The sequence below is a fragment of the Psychrobacter sp. Ps7 genome, assembly GCF_022129225.1.
GTDB classification, from domain to species: Bacteria; Pseudomonadota; Gammaproteobacteria; order Pseudomonadales; family Moraxellaceae; genus Psychrobacter; species Psychrobacter immobilis_A.
In genome coordinates this window covers 22874-37450 of sequence record NZ_JADQAH010000035.1, presented here as the reverse complement: position 1 = coordinate 37450, position 14577 = coordinate 22874, and the positions used below count along the sequence as shown (strand labels likewise).

The following is a 14577-nucleotide window of genomic DNA, read 5'->3' as shown; positions in this document are numbered from 1 at the left end:
TGGTTGCCCAACGTGCCGCTGAGTCTGATCGCTTTGACGCCATCGTTGCTTTAGGTGCGATTATCCGTGGTAGCACACCGCATTTTGATTTCGTTGCAAGCGAATCTGCAAAAGGCTTAAGCTCGGTAGCTATGGATTATAATATCCCAGTTGCCAATGGCGTCTTGACCACCGACAGCATTGAGCAAGCGATTGAACGTGCTGGCACGAAAGCGGGTAACAAAGGCTCAGAAGCGGCGATGGTTGTACTAGAAATGCTTGCGGTACTATCACAGTTAGATATTGAAGATGACAGTGAAGATGCTTAATCAAGCCGTCATTTGATAGGCTGTTTGTTATTTAATGAGCGCTGTGGTTCTTATGAGCTTTCGTTTTATCGAGAGCCACAGCGTCAGGGTTACAAAGACTGTTACCAAGTACGCTACAAAACTTGACTGGCAAAGCCTGCCAGCTAACTACTATTTAACATTTTATTTTAAAACTTTTTATCTTAAAAACTTTTTATCTTAGCAACTAGGTATAGACCCCCTATGACTGACCAACTCAAGCGCGCTATCAGCGCTGCGAAAACCGCCCAAACCAATGATAAACAAGCTGAAGCCACGCGCATCGCGAGCAGCAGTGCGGGTGATCAAATCTTCGATATGAGTGAGTCTTCTTACAAGACCAGTCACACCGCTATCCGTAAAGCGCGACGCTTTGCGATGCAAGGTCTATACGAATGGCTCGTCACTGACCGCCGCTTCGATATCGATGGTAAGCTTGGCTGGAAAGACAATGCCCCACACGATATCGCCGCTCGTACACGCGCGACCAATGCCATGCATACCGTACATATTGGCTATTATCATGAAATGATGCGTGATATTCCAGAGCAAATCGAGGCGCTAGATGTCCTTATCTCTCAGCATCTTGACCGTGAAATTGATAAATTGGACACCGTTGAGCACGCTATTCTTTTAATTGGTGCTTACGAGCTACAAAACCGCTTAGAAATCCCTTATAAAGTGGTACTTGATGAAGCGATGAAGCTGAATAATCACTTTGGCGCTACTGACGCACATAAATTGATTAATGCCGTCCTTGATAAAATGGCGGTAGAGCTACGTGCTATTGAAGTAGAAGCAGATAGCAAAGCCAATTTACGCACCTCACAAAAAGCGGCTGCTAAACCTGCAATAAAAGCGGATACCAATGCAGAAAGTAATGCCGATATAGAAGATAGTGCTGATACAGCTGCCATTGAAGAAAAATTAACTGCTTCAAACAAGCCTCGTATCAGTGCCAATAATGCTACTGTCAAACGCAATAGCGCTAGTAAGGCTACTGCCAATATTAGTGACTTTAAAGCGAGCAAAAAAGCGATTGAAACAGACCGCACTGATGCAGACAGCAAAGACTAATTATGAATGAGTTTGAGCTGATTGAGCGTATATTCTCCCAAATGCAAGCTGCGCAGTCATTGTCTAGCAGTGTCGACAAAGACAGTGTTGAAAAAGGCATTGGTGATGATGCCGCAGTGATGAGCTTGCCTGCAGGCGCGCGATTAGTCAGCTGTATTGATACGCTGGTTCAAGGTCGACACTTTAGCGCTGACTGGGAGCAAGTAAATAAGCTGGCATTTACCATCGGTTATAAAGCCGTGGCAGTGAACGTCTCAGATATTGCCGCTATGGGTGCAACTCCGCATAGTATTCTATTGGCGTTAGCTTTGCCTGAGTGCTTGGCAAATGAGCACTGGTTAAGTGAATTTGCTAAAGGCTTATTCCATGCTTGCCAGCTATTTGGGGTGACGCTTATTGGTGGTGATACCACGCGCAGCGACAATTTAGTTCTGAGTATCAGCGCGCAAGGGTTACTCACCAAAGAAACGCCAGCCGTCTACCGTTCAGGCGCGCAAGTTGGCGACAAACTTTATGTCTCAGGCACGCTTGGCGATGCCGCTTATGCGCTACAAAATCCTGACAATGCTATCGGTATTGAGCTTGCGCATCGTCTACATATGCCAACGCCGCGTATTGCACTGGGTGCAGCATTGGCAAAAATTGGTGCGACTGCGATGATAGATATCTCTGATGGTCTGTATCAAGATATTGGTCATATCTGCCAACAAAGCAGCGTTAGTATGCGCATTCATCTCGATCAGCTACCTACTAGCAACGCATTGGCAAACGCTGAGTTAACCGAGCGCTTGTTGTGCCAGCTGACTGGCGGTGATGATTATGAATTGGCTTTTACTTTGCCTGCTCATATTGAACCACCTGTTAATGACAGTAGCAACACGCCTGTTACCTGTATCGGCGAAGTCATAGCCGTAAATGAGCCAGATTCTATCAAAAATTTACCACCAGAGCTTTTTTATCAAGGACAGCCAATCACACCTACCCATCCCGCCCCCTTTACTACTTGGCCCAATCTGACGGGTTACCAACATTTTGCAGGTTAACCCATGATTGATCACAACCTATCTAAGCCTGATATCCGTAAAGCCAATGATTGCCCGCCGCTACCCGCCAATGCCAATATGCTTGACCGCGTAGTTTATTGGCTTGGGTTAGGTTTAGGTAGTGGCCTACCGCGCCGTGCGCCTGGTACTTGGGGCACGGTTGGTGGCTTAATCGTCGCGATACCATTGCTAAGCTTAGGATTCGTACCATTTTTGATTATTACCATTCTCTCTTGTGTGATTGGTAGTTGGATATGCGGTCGTACCTCAGAGCTAATGGGTGGTCATGATAACCCGCATATCGTCTGGGATGAATGGGCAGGCATGTGGCTTACCCTACTGCCGCTATCTTATATGGGTATCGCTGACGGTAATTTTTGGCAAAATATCGCTCAAACCTCTTCTATTGTTGCCATTATTATCGCCTTTATATTGTTCCGCTTTTTTGACATTATTAAGCCACCACCGATTGGCTGGGCAGATAAAAAAGTCGCAGGCGGCCTAGGTATCATGCTTGATGACATCATCGCAGGTATCATGGCAGCAGCCGTTTGGATCATTATTTATACCACCATCCTTTAATTGTTAAATTAGCCTCGCTTTTATATAAGCGACGGTCTTTCATAACCGATTGTCGTTTATAGTCCATCATTTTTTTAACTCTCCCGCTTTTTTAGTAATGCGTTTGTGACGATAGCCAATTTATTAGCAAGCCACCAGTAAATGGTAAGCCCATGACAAGCAACGTAAGTTACAAAGATATCACGACATAGCGTTTTAGTTAAATCACGGTTTGCGCTATAATTCTAAATTATATTTTGTTACATTTGTAGGCTATTATGACAACTCCCCTCTCGGTAATTATCCTCGCTGCGGGCAAAGGCACGCGTATGCAGTCGGCTAAGCCAAAAGTGCTACAGACATTGGCTGGTAAGTCGTTATTGGGTCATGTCCTTGATACTTGTCATCAATTAACGGTTGACGACACTATTATTGTTCATGGTTTTGGTGGCGAGCAAGTCCAAGCAGATATCAATGCTCAATATGCGCATCTGCCTATTACTTGGGTTGCTCAGACTGAGCAATTAGGTACTGGACATGCGGTAAAAGTGACCCTGTCGGAATTACCCAAAGAAGGGCAAAGCCTGATTCTCTATGGTGATGTGCCATTAGTCAGCTGCCAGACATTAGCAACGCTACAAGCGGCTAACACCGAGGGCATGTCGATGTTGACGTTGACCGTAGACAATCCTTTTGGTCTCGGTCGTATCAAACGTGACAAAGACGGCAACATCGAAGCCATCGTCGAGCAAAAAGATGCCAGCGCTGATGAGCAGAAAATCCGAGAGATCAATAGCGGTATTTACTGCGTCGATAATGCGTTATTGCATAAATACCTGCCAAAACTGTCTAATGACAATGCGCAGCAAGAATACTACCTGACGGATATCGTTAAAATGGCGGTCGCTGAAGGCATTAATATTGTCGCGATTGAGCCTGAGCATACCTTTGAGATTGAAGGCGTCAATAACCGCCAACAACTTGCTAGCTTAGAGCGCACGTGGCAAGGCAAATTAGTTGCCGACCTGCAAGAAGCCGGTGTACAGTTCGCTGATCCAAGTCGCGTTGATATTCGCGGTACCTTAACTGCAGGTCAAGACGTGTTTGTCGATGTGGGTGTGGTATTCGAGGGTGATTGTGTCTTAGGTGACAATGTTTATATCGAAGCGGGCTGTGTCATCAAAAACGCCCACATTGGTAATGCCTGTCACATAAAACCTTATTGCGTGATTGATCGCGCTGAGATTGGTGCTGGCGTTGATGTCGGTCCTTTCGCCCATTTGCGTCCTGAAACGGTATTGGCTAACAACAGTAAAGTCGGTAATTTCGTCGAGATTAAAAAATCAACGGTCGGTCATGGCAGCAAAGTCAATCACTTGAGTTATATCGGTGATACGACCATTGGTACAGATGTCAATGTCGGTGCAGGCGTCATTACTTGTAATTATGATGGTGTCAATAAATCACAAACCATTATTGAAGACAATGCCTTCATTGGCTCGAACTCAAGTTTAGTGGCACCTGTGACTATTGGTGATAGCGCTACGGTTGCCGCAGGTTCAGTGATTACTAAAGACGTCGACAGTAAAGCATTAGCCTTTGGACGGGCACGACAAACTCAGAAAAACGACTTTCAGCGTCCGACCAAAAAGTTAAAATAGCAATGGTCAATCACAAGCATTTTGAACAGTATGTATTGAAGTAATACTAAGCAGCATGACAATTTTTGTGATGCTGCTTCCTTATATTTATAACGTCAAAATTGTCAGTATAAAAGCTCTGTCAGTATGAATTTCTATTATTTATTGACTGAACATTATCGCCTCTCAAAGTATTTGAGCGGTTAAGCATTGAAACATTGAAGCCTTTAAAAATCAAAACATGAAACATCGAATTTAAGGAATAGTTATGTGTGGAATCGTTGGAGCAGTCGCTGAGCGTAATATCGCTAGTATCTTACTTGAGGGTCTTAAACGTTTAGAATACCGTGGTTATGATTCTGCCGGTCTGACCGTCATTCGTGATGGCGAGCTTCATCGCGAGCGCCAAGTGGGTAAAGTGCAAGCATTGGTCGATGCTGTGGCAGTTAATCCTGAATTTTTCGATGGTCACATTGGTATTGCGCATACACGTTGGGCCACCCATGGCGAGCCGGCACAGCGTAATGCCCATCCGCACGTATCAGGAAAAATCGCTGTGGTACATAACGGTATCGTTGAAAACTATGCCGAGTTAAAAGAAGAATTGATTGCTAAAGGTTACGTATTTACGTCGCAGACCGATACCGAAGTCGTCGCTCATCTAATCAATGATATCTACAAAACAACGCCTGATTTACTAGAAGCGGTTCGTGCGGTTATTCCGTTATTACATGGCGCATTTGCCCTTGGTATTCTGCATATCGATTGCCCAGATGAGCTGATTACTGTTCGTTTGGGCTCTCCACTAGTGATTGGTGTGGGTATCGGTGAGAATTTTATTGCTTCTGATCAATTAGCCCTACTACCGGTCACCAATCGCTTTATGTACCTAGAAGAAGGTGATATCGCCAAATTGACGCGCAGTAGCATTCAGGTTTATGCCGATGGTGTCGAAGTAAAACGTCAGATACATGAAATTGATGCGGCACAGCACAATGCGGATAAAGGTGAGTTTAAGCATTATATGCTCAAAGAAATCTATGAGCAGCCAGACGCGGTTGCCCGTACTGTTGAGATGGCTGTAGATAGCGATGAGCCGTCTAAACTGCGCGATGACTTTTTACAGCGTCATGAAGCGCAATTAAAAGGCATTAAGCATGTCCAAGTCATCGCTTGTGGTACCAGTTACCACTCAGGCTTGGTCGCAAAATATTGGTTTGAGAGCCTTATTCGTGTGCCTTGTTCCGTTGAAGTCGCTAGTGAATTCCGCTATCGCAATCCTGTCGTCATCGACAACACACTTGTCATTTGTATTTCTCAATCTGGCGAAACGGCAGACACGTTATCGGCGCTACGTGATATTCAAAAGCACACGCCAGCAGGTCTAGTTAGCTTAGCATTATGTAATGTACCGACATCGTCTTTGGTACGTGAGACGGATATCTTTTTACCAACGCTTGCTGGTCCCGAGATTGGTGTTGCTTCTACCAAAGCATTCACCACTCAGCTCGCCGCTTTAATGCTATTGGTCTTAAAAGTGGGTGTCGTTCAAGAACGCATGACTGGCGTAAACCTGAGTACCTTGCTTGGTCAATTACAAGAGCTACGTGGTCAACTACATGCCAGCTTAAACCTCGATGCACCTATCAAAGCCATGAGTGAGCATTTTGAGTATAAAAAGAGCTGCCTGTTCTTAGGTCGTGGTTTGCAGTTTCCAATAGCGCTAGAAGGCGCGTTAAAGCTGAAAGAAATCTCTTATATCCACGCTGAAGGCTATGCCGCAGGCGAGCTGAAACACGGTCCATTGGCCTTGGTCGATAAAGACATGCCCATCGTCGTACTAGCGCCAAAAGACAGCATGTTTGATAAGCTAAAAGCCAATATGCAAGAAGTACACGCGCGTCATGGTGAGCTGTTCGTTTTTGCCAGTGAATCTAGTCAAATGGTCGCAGAAGACAGATTACATGTGGTCTATGTGCCTGATGTTTGTGAAACGCTTGCCCCTATCGTCTATAGCGTACCCGTACAGCTGTTGTCATACCATGTCGCAGTAATGCGCGGCACAGACGTCGATCAGCCGCGTAACCTTGCTAAATCAGTGACTGTTGAGTAACATAAGTATTTGATTTTAATAATATTATCATTAATTAGTTGCTTTTTACACCGAATCCTTCGCTATCTGGTACGAATAAGATAGCGAAGGATTTTTTGTAAATAACAAAATAGAAAAATATCAGTAATTTATATAATTCAATCACTTATATAATTACTGTATCTACAGTATGGACAATGAGAACATGTATATCGAAAGCGACACCGCCAATCAGATCACTAATCAAATAGAAATAATCTATGAAGATGAATTTCTGGTGGCAATTAATAAAGAGGCTGGTCTATTGGTGCATCGCAGTTGGCTGGATAAAGGCGAGACGCGCTTTGCCATGCAACTCACCCGTGATGCGGTAGGTTGCCATGTATTTCCAGTGCATCGGTTAGACAAGCCTACGTCAGGCGTATTATTGTTTGCCAAGAGCTCAGCCGTGGCGCGCAGCCTTGGCGAGGCTTTTACTGAACACAAAGTTACCAAGCAGTATTTAGCCGTGGTGCGCGGCTATATGTCAGAACAAGGCACCGTTGATTATGCGTTGAGCTTTCAACCCGATGCCATCGCCGATAAGTTTGCCGATTTGGACAAACCCGCTCAAGAGGCGGTGACCCATTGGCAAAGTTTGGCACAAATCGAGTTACCATTTGCCGTATCAAAAAAGCATGACACGAGCCGCTATAGTCTTGTGCGCTTGACACCCGAGACTGGGCGCAAGCATCAGCTGCGTCGGCACATGCGACATGTATTCCATCATATCGTGGGTGATACTAGCCACGGTGATATACGTCACACACGATTTTTTCGTACTCACTATGATTGTACGCGCATGCTGCTGCATGCTCAGACTTTAGCGCTCAGCCACCCCGTCACTGGTGAGCCATTATTGCTAAAAGCTAAATTAGATGACCAATGGATGCGTATCTTAGAAGAGTTTTCTTGGGTGGACAGCGCTAAAGATTAAACAGCGTAGGTTTTATCTTAGATAGTCATATCAAAGAAGTCGACATACTGATGCTAGATATGAAGGTTCGATACCCTAGTAAGGACTTCAATCTTCGGCTATGAGCTTTTGGATTTTTATTTACCGTAAGCGCTGTTATAGGAATAAGAGCAGCTAACATCATATTGGCTGGCGCTTTCTTCCCAGTTTCATTTTTATATTCGCTATCACCAACCCCGACAGTATCAATATCATTGCCAGCATCTTCCACCATGTCACGACCTCTCCTGTAAGCAGCACTGAGGTTGTCATACCGAATACTGGCACCAATAGAGCAAACGGCATAACCTTGGAAGCCGTATTTTGACTAAGCAGATGCGCCCACAGTCCAAATCCTATCAGCGTTGAGACATACACGATAAACCCAAGTGATAACCAAGACTTAAGCGATGCCTCGGTAAACGTCGCCAGCTGCCATGCCTCGGTCTCAAATATGAGAGAAGATAGCGTTAAAATCACGCAAGCGATCAGACCACCCCAAACCACGAGAGCGAGAGCAGACAACGCGGATGCCTTATTCCTTCCAGTATTAGACGAAATAATAGCCCCGTCTGATCTTTGCTGCGTCGCTTGTGTTGACGCCTGTTTTGAAGCAATGTTACCAAAGCTCCAGCCTATGGCAGCAATCAAAATACAGACAAACCCAGCCAGAGGCATATCACCACCAAGGTTCAACGCGATGACGCTAAGCCCTAGCACACCGACCAGCATACCGATGATTTGCATGCGACTCACTGCCTCACCCAGTATAAAATACGCCAACAATACGGTAATAAAAATTTGAATTTGTAGCAATAATGCCGTCAATCCTGCTGATGCCCCTAAGTGCATGGCAGTAAATACAAAAGCATACTGCATGACAAACGTACCGATAGCATAGATAAGTAATGTACGGTTAAATTTGGGCGGTTTTAGAAAAAAAACCAGTGGCACAGCGGTAAAGAAAAAACGCAGGGCGGTGAGCATTAGCGGTGGAAAGCTTTCAAGTCCCCATGCAATAAAGGTAAAGTTTACACCCCAAATAAAAGTAACCAGTACAGCCAATGCGGTGTATATAGGAGTCATGTAGTTGGCCTAGGAAGTTATGGCTGATTATTATATTTAAAAAAATTTTATGACAATCTCGTATTAACCATAGGATGCTTTTAGAGAGCGAGCACCACACTTACACACAATAGAACGGCAATGAGCATTAATATTGCACCGCCTATTTTTGTAATTAACTATAGATTATCTTGAGCTTTCCATAGATATCGACTGGCTAAAGCAAATGCTTCTGCGTAGCAAAAATGGATCAGTAAGACCAACAGGCAAAAAGCTGAAGCTAAAATCAGGAATTGAGAAAGATAGGCTTGTTCAGTATCGATAAATTGCGGAAATACAGCCATAAAAAATAAGATAGGTTTTGGGTTAGAAAGGGAGGTTAGCAAACCTTCTTTGAATAACCTACCAGCACTTGTACTGCTAACCTCTAAGTTGCTATCAGACTCTAGGACAAATGATTTTCTTTTTCCAAAGGCCATTTTAAAACCCAAGTAGAATATATATTGCGCCCACTAATTGAATGGCCAAGAACATTTTCGTTGATGTTGCAATCACTAGTCCAATACTAGTAGCTGAGACAATAGCCACGCCTAGCATCCTTAGAGAGATACCTAAGATGCCATAAGTTGTTGTTTTTCGACCATGCGTCAGGGAGTTTGTAATACTTAGAATGACACCGGGGCCCGGGCTAGCAATAGTGGCAGAGGCGATAAGAACGTATAAGGCAATATTATTCATTAAACACGACTACCAGAGTAAGCTTTTGTTGGCATTCTAGCATTTAATTTATATGTCAAACCATGCTTATTTTAGAAAGGACAGTCATTTTGAAAAACAAAAGACTATACCCCGAGGGAACCAGCTACTTCACCCTTTAAATCCATTAATAGACCACTTAAAACAGACTGATATAACAGAACCAATCATAATAGACTTCTGAACTATCTAAACGTTGCAGTGTAAACGCGCCAATATAAAGACTTAAACCAATCCCTTATACAGGAAATAACACCCTACAACCGTTAATAACACCGCAAAGCATTTCTTTAAAAGCTCTGGTGATAGTATATGAGCAACTTTCGCGCCTAGCTTGGCGGTAAAAAAGCTCATGATACTGATCCCTAAAAAGGCATAAATGTGCACAAAGCCAATGGTGTTAGGCACATCAATTCGTTGCTGCATCCCAAAAAACATAAAACCTAATGCTCCAGCAATGGCAATCGGCAGACCACAAGCTGCTGAGGTGCCAACGGCTTTTTGCATAACAACACCATACCGCGTGAGATAAGGCACGGTTAAGCTACCGCCGCCAATACCGAAAATGGCAGAAGCGATACCGATAACCCCACCTGCTGCGAGCTGCTTAGGTTTCGAAGGCAGTTGTGTATTAGCATCGTCGGTACTACTAGAATTGGTAGCATGATTAGCTACCTGTTTTTTGCCACCGAAAAACATCTTGTAGGCGACCCAAAGCAAAAATACGCCAACAATGAGCTGAAGATACAGCCCAGATATCTGCCCTGCAATCCCTGCCCCTAAAAAGCAGCCAATCGCTAAGCCTGGTGCCAGATTTTTAAAGACAGGCCACATGACTGCGCCTTTTTTATTGTGTGCCATGAGCGAGCTGATAGAGGTGACAATGATGGTCGCCAATGACGTCCCCAATGCCAAATGCATGATATTGTCAGGGCTGTAACCCATTTGCGTAAAGACGATGAATAATAATGGCACGATAATTGTGCCACCGCCCACACCAAATAGCCCCGCAGCAAATCCTGCTAGCGCACCTATGATTAAAAAAACGATTAATTCCACGGGATATTTACTTCTTATGTAGAGTTAGTACGATGGTTATTTTAGTTCAGTGACAATCAATCAGTTAAAAAGCCAACTTAGGCGATTTCTGCTTGATCCACTTGACCAACCCGAGAATAGGCACGATTAAAATACACCAAACTCTCCTCTTGCTCACTTTGTCTAATGGCGACCACTCGGCACATGAAAACACTATGCGTGCCCACTTGCTGAATGTCCTCAATCTCACAATCAAAACTGACCAACGCATCTTCTAAAAGGGGAGCGCCTGTTTTGAGTTGTGACCAAGAGCCGTATTCAAATCGCTCTTGTGAACTCAATTTGGAGGCAAAAGCGTTAGATATTGATTCATGCTGTGCGCCTAAAACATTGACACTTAACGTTTTATTTTCAATAAAATGGGCATGTGAGCGAGATGTCTGATTCATGCAAACCAGCAAGGTTGGCGGTGTATCGGTGACACTACACACCGCAGATGCGGTAAATCCATGAGTACCAGCGCTGCCTTCTGTGGTAATAACATTGACCGCTGTTGTTAACAAAGACATACCATCTCTAAAATCGGTGGCTTCAATCATGACTTAACTCCTAAATTTTAAATCTTTAAGTTCATTGATAACTGAGGTCAATCATGAGTTTAAACAAGCTAGTATAGGCGGGGTTAAAAACCCAACCTATAAAAGCTAAATTTTGCATCAGTTTATTTAATAAATCCTAAGCGGTCAGTTCTTGACGCACAATTGCCGCGCCAGCACTTAATGCTTGCAGCTTACCTCGTGCCACCTGGCGCGATAGTGGTGCCATGCCGCAGTTGGTCGAAGGATACAGCTTATCCGCATCGACGAATTGCAAGGCTTTACGTAGCGTAATAGCCACTTCTTCAGGGGTTTCAATGGTATTGGTTGCCACGTCAATGGCACCAATCATCACTTTTTTACCGCGGATCAATTCAATCAAATCCATCGGTACATGTGAGTTTTGACATTCTAAAGAGACAATATCAATATTCGACTGTTGCAACTTAGGAAACGCTTGCTCATATTGACGCCACTCTGAGCCCAGCGTCTTTTTCCAATCGGTATTGGCTTTGATGCCGTAGCCGTAACAGATATGCACCGCCGTTTCACACTTTAGACCTTCAATGGCACGCTCTAACGTAGCGATACCCCAGTCGTTGACGTCATCAAAGAACACATTAAATGCAGGCTCATCGAATTGGATAATATCCACCCCAGCCGCTTCTAATTCTCTGGCTTCTTGATTTAAGATTTTAGCAAATTCCCACGCCAATTTTTCACGGCTTTTATAATGACCATCATACAAGGTATCAATCATGGTCATCGGACCAGGCAGTGCCCATTTGATTGGCTGATCGGTTTGCGCACGTAAAAACTTAGCATCATCAACAAATACAGGCTTTTGACGGCTTACCGCGCCAACGACTGAAGGCACACTGGCATCATAACGATTACGAATGCGCACGGTCTCGCGCTTCTCAAAATCGACGCCATCTAGATGTTCAATAAAGGTGGTCACAAAGTGCTGACGAGTTTGCTCGCCATCACTGACAATATCAATGCCTGCATGTACCTGTTCTTGCAATGTCAAACGTAGCGCGTCTTGTTTGGCTTCAAGCAGTTGCTCACCTTCTAATGCCCAAGGTGACCAAATTTTTTCAGGTTCTGCAAGCCAAGAAGGTTTCGGTAAGCTGCCTGCGGTTGATGTCGGTAGTAATTTTTGTGTCGGTAATAATATTGTCATACGATTCATCTTCTTATTTATTGGTATTCTCATTTCAGCCAGATTGAGCGTGTTTAGGCAGCGTATTCTTTATTCGCACATGCTTCTGCCGCGTGCTCATTTACATCATAGCTTGCTGCCCACTCATTAAGAATGGTTTGGTATGGCTTGATGAACTGCTCTTCGGTGAACTTACCTTGTGTCACTGCCATCTGACTACGCTCTGCGCGATCATAGACGATTTGCGTTAGGGAATAATCTTGGTACTTCAAGCTGGGTTGATACACTTGACCCGCTGCCGAATTGGCATTATAAATTTCAGGTCGGTAGATTTTTTGAAACGTCTCCATGGTACTAATCGCACTGATCAGCTCAAGATCGGCGTAATCGCTCAGCAAGTCACCCGCAAAATAAAACGCTAATGGCGCGGCGCTACCCGTAGGCATAAAGTAGCGAACGGTTAAGCCCATTTTGGAAAAGTACTCATCGGTTAATGACCCTTTGTTCAAAGAGCAGCCATCTTGTTTGTATTCAACGCCCAATACAGGGTGCTGATTGGTCGTACGTTGATAGGTTTTACTGGTGGAAACACTCAAGCAAATCACAGGCTTCTTGGTGAAATTAGCTTGGTAAGCGTCTGAATTCAATAAATACTGAAACAGTTTGCCATGTAAGTCACCGAAATCTACTGGTGGCGCAGATGATGGATGTTTATCGAAATGGTCTAATAAGACCACGCTAAAGTCATAATCGCGCACATAAGATGAGAAACTATTACCAATCATACCGTCAATACGGGTGTTTTCTTTATGATCCAAAATCGTTGTTTGCAGCATCTCGATGATAGGGAAAGTATCGCCATTTCCTGCCACATCCATGTCGACAGAAATAATATCAACCTCAACAGAATAACGATCTGCGGTGGGATTATCCCAATGTGCCAATGCATTAAAACGATTATTTATCATTCTTAACGTTTTGCTTAAGTTCTCTTGACGATGCTCGCCACGCGCCAAATTCGCAAAGTTCGTCGTGAGACGCGTGCTATTTGCAGGATGATAGTTTTCATCAAAACGAATGCGCTTAATGGCACAACTAAATTCTTTACTCATGATAATCCGCTACCCTAATCTACTCTCATTATTTGAGATAAAACCAAATTTGTGTATGAGGTGAATCATACCTAAACTATTACATGAATAAAAACGATACTATTTAAATATAAGATGAATATAATTCATGTTAATGGAGTTATGGTATGACATTAGATTGGATAGCGGAGACTTTATGACTTGCTCGATAGGATCATTCAGCAAAAAATAAGCCTGTAGAAAAATGAGCTACGCTAGTGAAAGCATAAAGAAAATTTCGATAAACTAACTAACGAATCTAAGGATTCTCTCATTAAAAAAGCCAAAACTTATTTTCTAAGTCTCAGCCCTTTTTTGATAATATAAATAGAGAATTGCTTTCTATTGATTTTATCAGCGATAAAATTTTTAAGATTTTTTCAACCTTAACGCTGTTAAACTACTGCCTTGCCGCTTCAATCTGAATATTTAGCTGAACTTCTTTAGTAATACCCAATAACGTATATTTACTGATGCCCCATTTCGTTCGATCAATGGTCGTTGTGAAATCCCCACCGCAAACTGGTTTTTTTAATATTGGATTTAAGTAGCAATTGAACTTGGTAGCCGTCAGCGTAATGGGATTAGTCTTGCCATGTAGTGTCAACATACCATCAACCTTGCTGACATTTGAGCCACTACCATCAGTCGTAAAATACCATTTGGTAGACTCAAATTGCGCCAGTGGAAACTGCTCAATATCAAAAAAATCTGCGCTTTTTAGTGTGATATCAAATGCCGTATTGCCTGTATTTAGGCTATTCAGAGGAATTACTAGCGAGATATTACCGGTCTGAGCCGCTGGGTCATAATCTAGCTGTCCAGTGATATTATAAAAGCCACCTGTGTTGGTAGAGGTATTAAAATGGTCAATAGCAAAGCGTACATTGGTATGGGTGGGATCAATATCGTAAGTCATCGCCTGACTGCTGGCGATACCTAACATGCTTATGCTTAAGGCTAGTAGCGGCTTCCGCGAGGACAGTATGACTGTCGAGAGGGACATTTGATTCATAGTAACACTCCTTTGCTATATAAATGATAGAGCAATCACATCCTTTGTGACTGTGCTCTTGTGATTGTGCTCTTATAAT

The 14577-nt window shown here is 43.6% G+C and carries 14 protein-coding genes; 7 read left to right on the top strand and 7 right to left on the bottom strand.

The genetic code is table 11. The annotated features are described in order from the left end of the window. From ribH to truC, 7 genes are all read left to right on the top strand, one after another. Positions 1–308: 6,7-dimethyl-8-ribityllumazine synthase (gene ribH / locus I3257_RS11220; protein ID WP_238049798.1), on the top strand; the 308-nt coding region annotated here is incomplete at its 5' end. Between the two features lie 222 nt (positions 309–530). Further along, positions 531–1403 carry a transcription antitermination factor NusB gene (nusB, locus tag I3257_RS11215; RefSeq protein WP_238049797.1) on the top strand — a complete coding sequence of 291 codons (873 nt, stop codon included), beginning with the start codon at positions 531–533 and terminating at the stop codon, positions 1401–1403. Positions 1404–1405: 2 nt separating this feature from the next. Next, positions 1406–2446, top strand: coding sequence for a thiamine-phosphate kinase (thiL, locus tag I3257_RS11210; RefSeq protein ID WP_238049796.1), 1041 nt, complete (start codon positions 1406–1408; stop codon positions 2444–2446). 3 nt (positions 2447–2449) lie between these two features. Then, on the top strand, positions 2450–3028 hold the full coding sequence (locus I3257_RS11205) for a phosphatidylglycerophosphatase A (RefSeq protein ID WP_087813675.1): 579 nt from the start codon (positions 2450–2452) through the stop codon (positions 3026–3028). A 257-nt stretch (positions 3029–3285) separates the two neighbouring features. Continuing rightward, positions 3286–4668, top strand: a complete 1383-nt coding sequence (glmU, locus tag I3257_RS11200) for a bifunctional UDP-N-acetylglucosamine diphosphorylase/glucosamine-1-phosphate N-acetyltransferase GlmU (RefSeq protein WP_238049795.1) — start codon at positions 3286–3288, stop codon at positions 4666–4668. 247 nt (positions 4669–4915) lie between these two features. Continuing rightward, positions 4916–6760 carry a glutamine--fructose-6-phosphate transaminase (isomerizing) gene (glmS, locus tag I3257_RS11195; protein WP_238049794.1) on the top strand — a complete coding sequence of 615 codons (1845 nt, stop codon included), beginning with the start codon at positions 4916–4918 and terminating at the stop codon, positions 6758–6760. Positions 6761–6944: 184 nt separating this feature from the next. Next, positions 6945–7715 carry a tRNA pseudouridine(65) synthase TruC gene (gene truC, locus I3257_RS11190; RefSeq protein ID WP_238049793.1) on the top strand — a complete coding sequence of 257 codons (771 nt, stop codon included), beginning with the start codon at positions 6945–6947 and terminating at the stop codon, positions 7713–7715. Positions 7716–7874: 159 nt separating this feature from the next. Here the strand turns inward: truC and I3257_RS11185 are convergent, their stop codons facing one another. From I3257_RS11185 to I3257_RS11155, 7 genes are all read right to left on the bottom strand, one after another. Further along, complete coding sequence (locus I3257_RS11185; RefSeq protein ID WP_238049792.1) at positions 7875–8819, bottom strand: EamA family transporter; 945 nt, start codon at positions 8817–8819, stop codon at positions 7875–7877. A gap of 158 nt (positions 8820–8977) precedes the next feature. Next, positions 8978–9298 carry a LysE family transporter gene (locus tag I3257_RS11180; protein WP_346014817.1) on the bottom strand — a complete coding sequence of 107 codons (321 nt, stop codon included), beginning with the start codon at positions 9296–9298 and terminating at the stop codon, positions 8978–8980. A gap of 481 nt (positions 9299–9779) precedes the next feature. Continuing rightward, positions 9780–10613 carry a sulfite exporter TauE/SafE family protein gene (locus I3257_RS11175; protein ID WP_238049790.1) on the bottom strand — a complete coding sequence of 278 codons (834 nt, stop codon included), beginning with the start codon at positions 10611–10613 and terminating at the stop codon, positions 9780–9782. 77 nt (positions 10614–10690) lie between these two features. Beyond that, positions 10691–11191, bottom strand: coding sequence for a flavin reductase (locus tag I3257_RS11170; RefSeq protein WP_238049789.1), 501 nt, complete (start codon positions 11189–11191; stop codon positions 10691–10693). A 136-nt stretch (positions 11192–11327) separates the two neighbouring features. Beyond that, entirely contained in the window at positions 11328–12374 is a 1047-nt protein-coding gene (locus I3257_RS11165) for a methionine synthase (protein ID WP_238049788.1), read from the bottom strand. Between the two features lie 53 nt (positions 12375–12427). Further along, positions 12428–13465 carry a DUF1852 domain-containing protein gene (locus I3257_RS11160; protein WP_238049787.1) on the bottom strand — a complete coding sequence of 346 codons (1038 nt, stop codon included), beginning with the start codon at positions 13463–13465 and terminating at the stop codon, positions 12428–12430. A 418-nt stretch (positions 13466–13883) separates the two neighbouring features. Beyond that, positions 13884–14498, bottom strand: a complete 615-nt coding sequence (locus I3257_RS11155; protein WP_238049786.1) for a YceI family protein — start codon at positions 14496–14498, stop codon at positions 13884–13886. Between the last annotated feature and the right edge of the window lie 79 nt (positions 14499–14577).

Excerpts from the sequence above, each read along its gene's own strand:
- nusB (WP_238049797.1), top strand. The coding sequence starts at position 531 with ATGACTGACCAACTCAAGCGCGCTATCAGCGCTGCGAAAACCGCCCAA.
- thiL (WP_238049796.1), top strand. The coding sequence starts at position 1,406 with ATGAATGAGTTTGAGCTGATTGAGCGTATATTCTCCCAAATGCAAGCT.
- I3257_RS11205 (WP_087813675.1), top strand. The coding sequence starts at position 2,450 with ATGATTGATCACAACCTATCTAAGCCTGATATCCGTAAAGCCAATGAT.
- glmU (WP_238049795.1), top strand. The coding sequence starts at position 3,286 with ATGACAACTCCCCTCTCGGTAATTATCCTCGCTGCGGGCAAAGGCACG.
- glmS (WP_238049794.1), top strand. The coding sequence starts at position 4,916 with ATGTGTGGAATCGTTGGAGCAGTCGCTGAGCGTAATATCGCTAGTATC.
- truC (WP_238049793.1), top strand. The coding sequence starts at position 6,945 with ATGTATATCGAAAGCGACACCGCCAATCAGATCACTAATCAAATAGAA.
- I3257_RS11185 (WP_238049792.1), bottom strand. The coding sequence starts at position 8,819 with ATGACTCCTATATACACCGCATTGGCTGTACTGGTTACTTTTATTTGG.
- I3257_RS11170 (WP_238049789.1), bottom strand. The coding sequence starts at position 11,191 with ATGATTGAAGCCACCGATTTTAGAGATGGTATGTCTTTGTTAACAACA.
- I3257_RS11165 (WP_238049788.1), bottom strand. The coding sequence starts at position 12,374 with ATGACAATATTATTACCGACACAAAAATTACTACCGACATCAACCGCA.
- I3257_RS11160 (WP_238049787.1), bottom strand. The coding sequence starts at position 13,465 with ATGAGTAAAGAATTTAGTTGTGCCATTAAGCGCATTCGTTTTGATGAA.
- I3257_RS11155 (WP_238049786.1), bottom strand. The coding sequence starts at position 14,498 with ATGAATCAAATGTCCCTCTCGACAGTCATACTGTCCTCGCGGAAGCCG.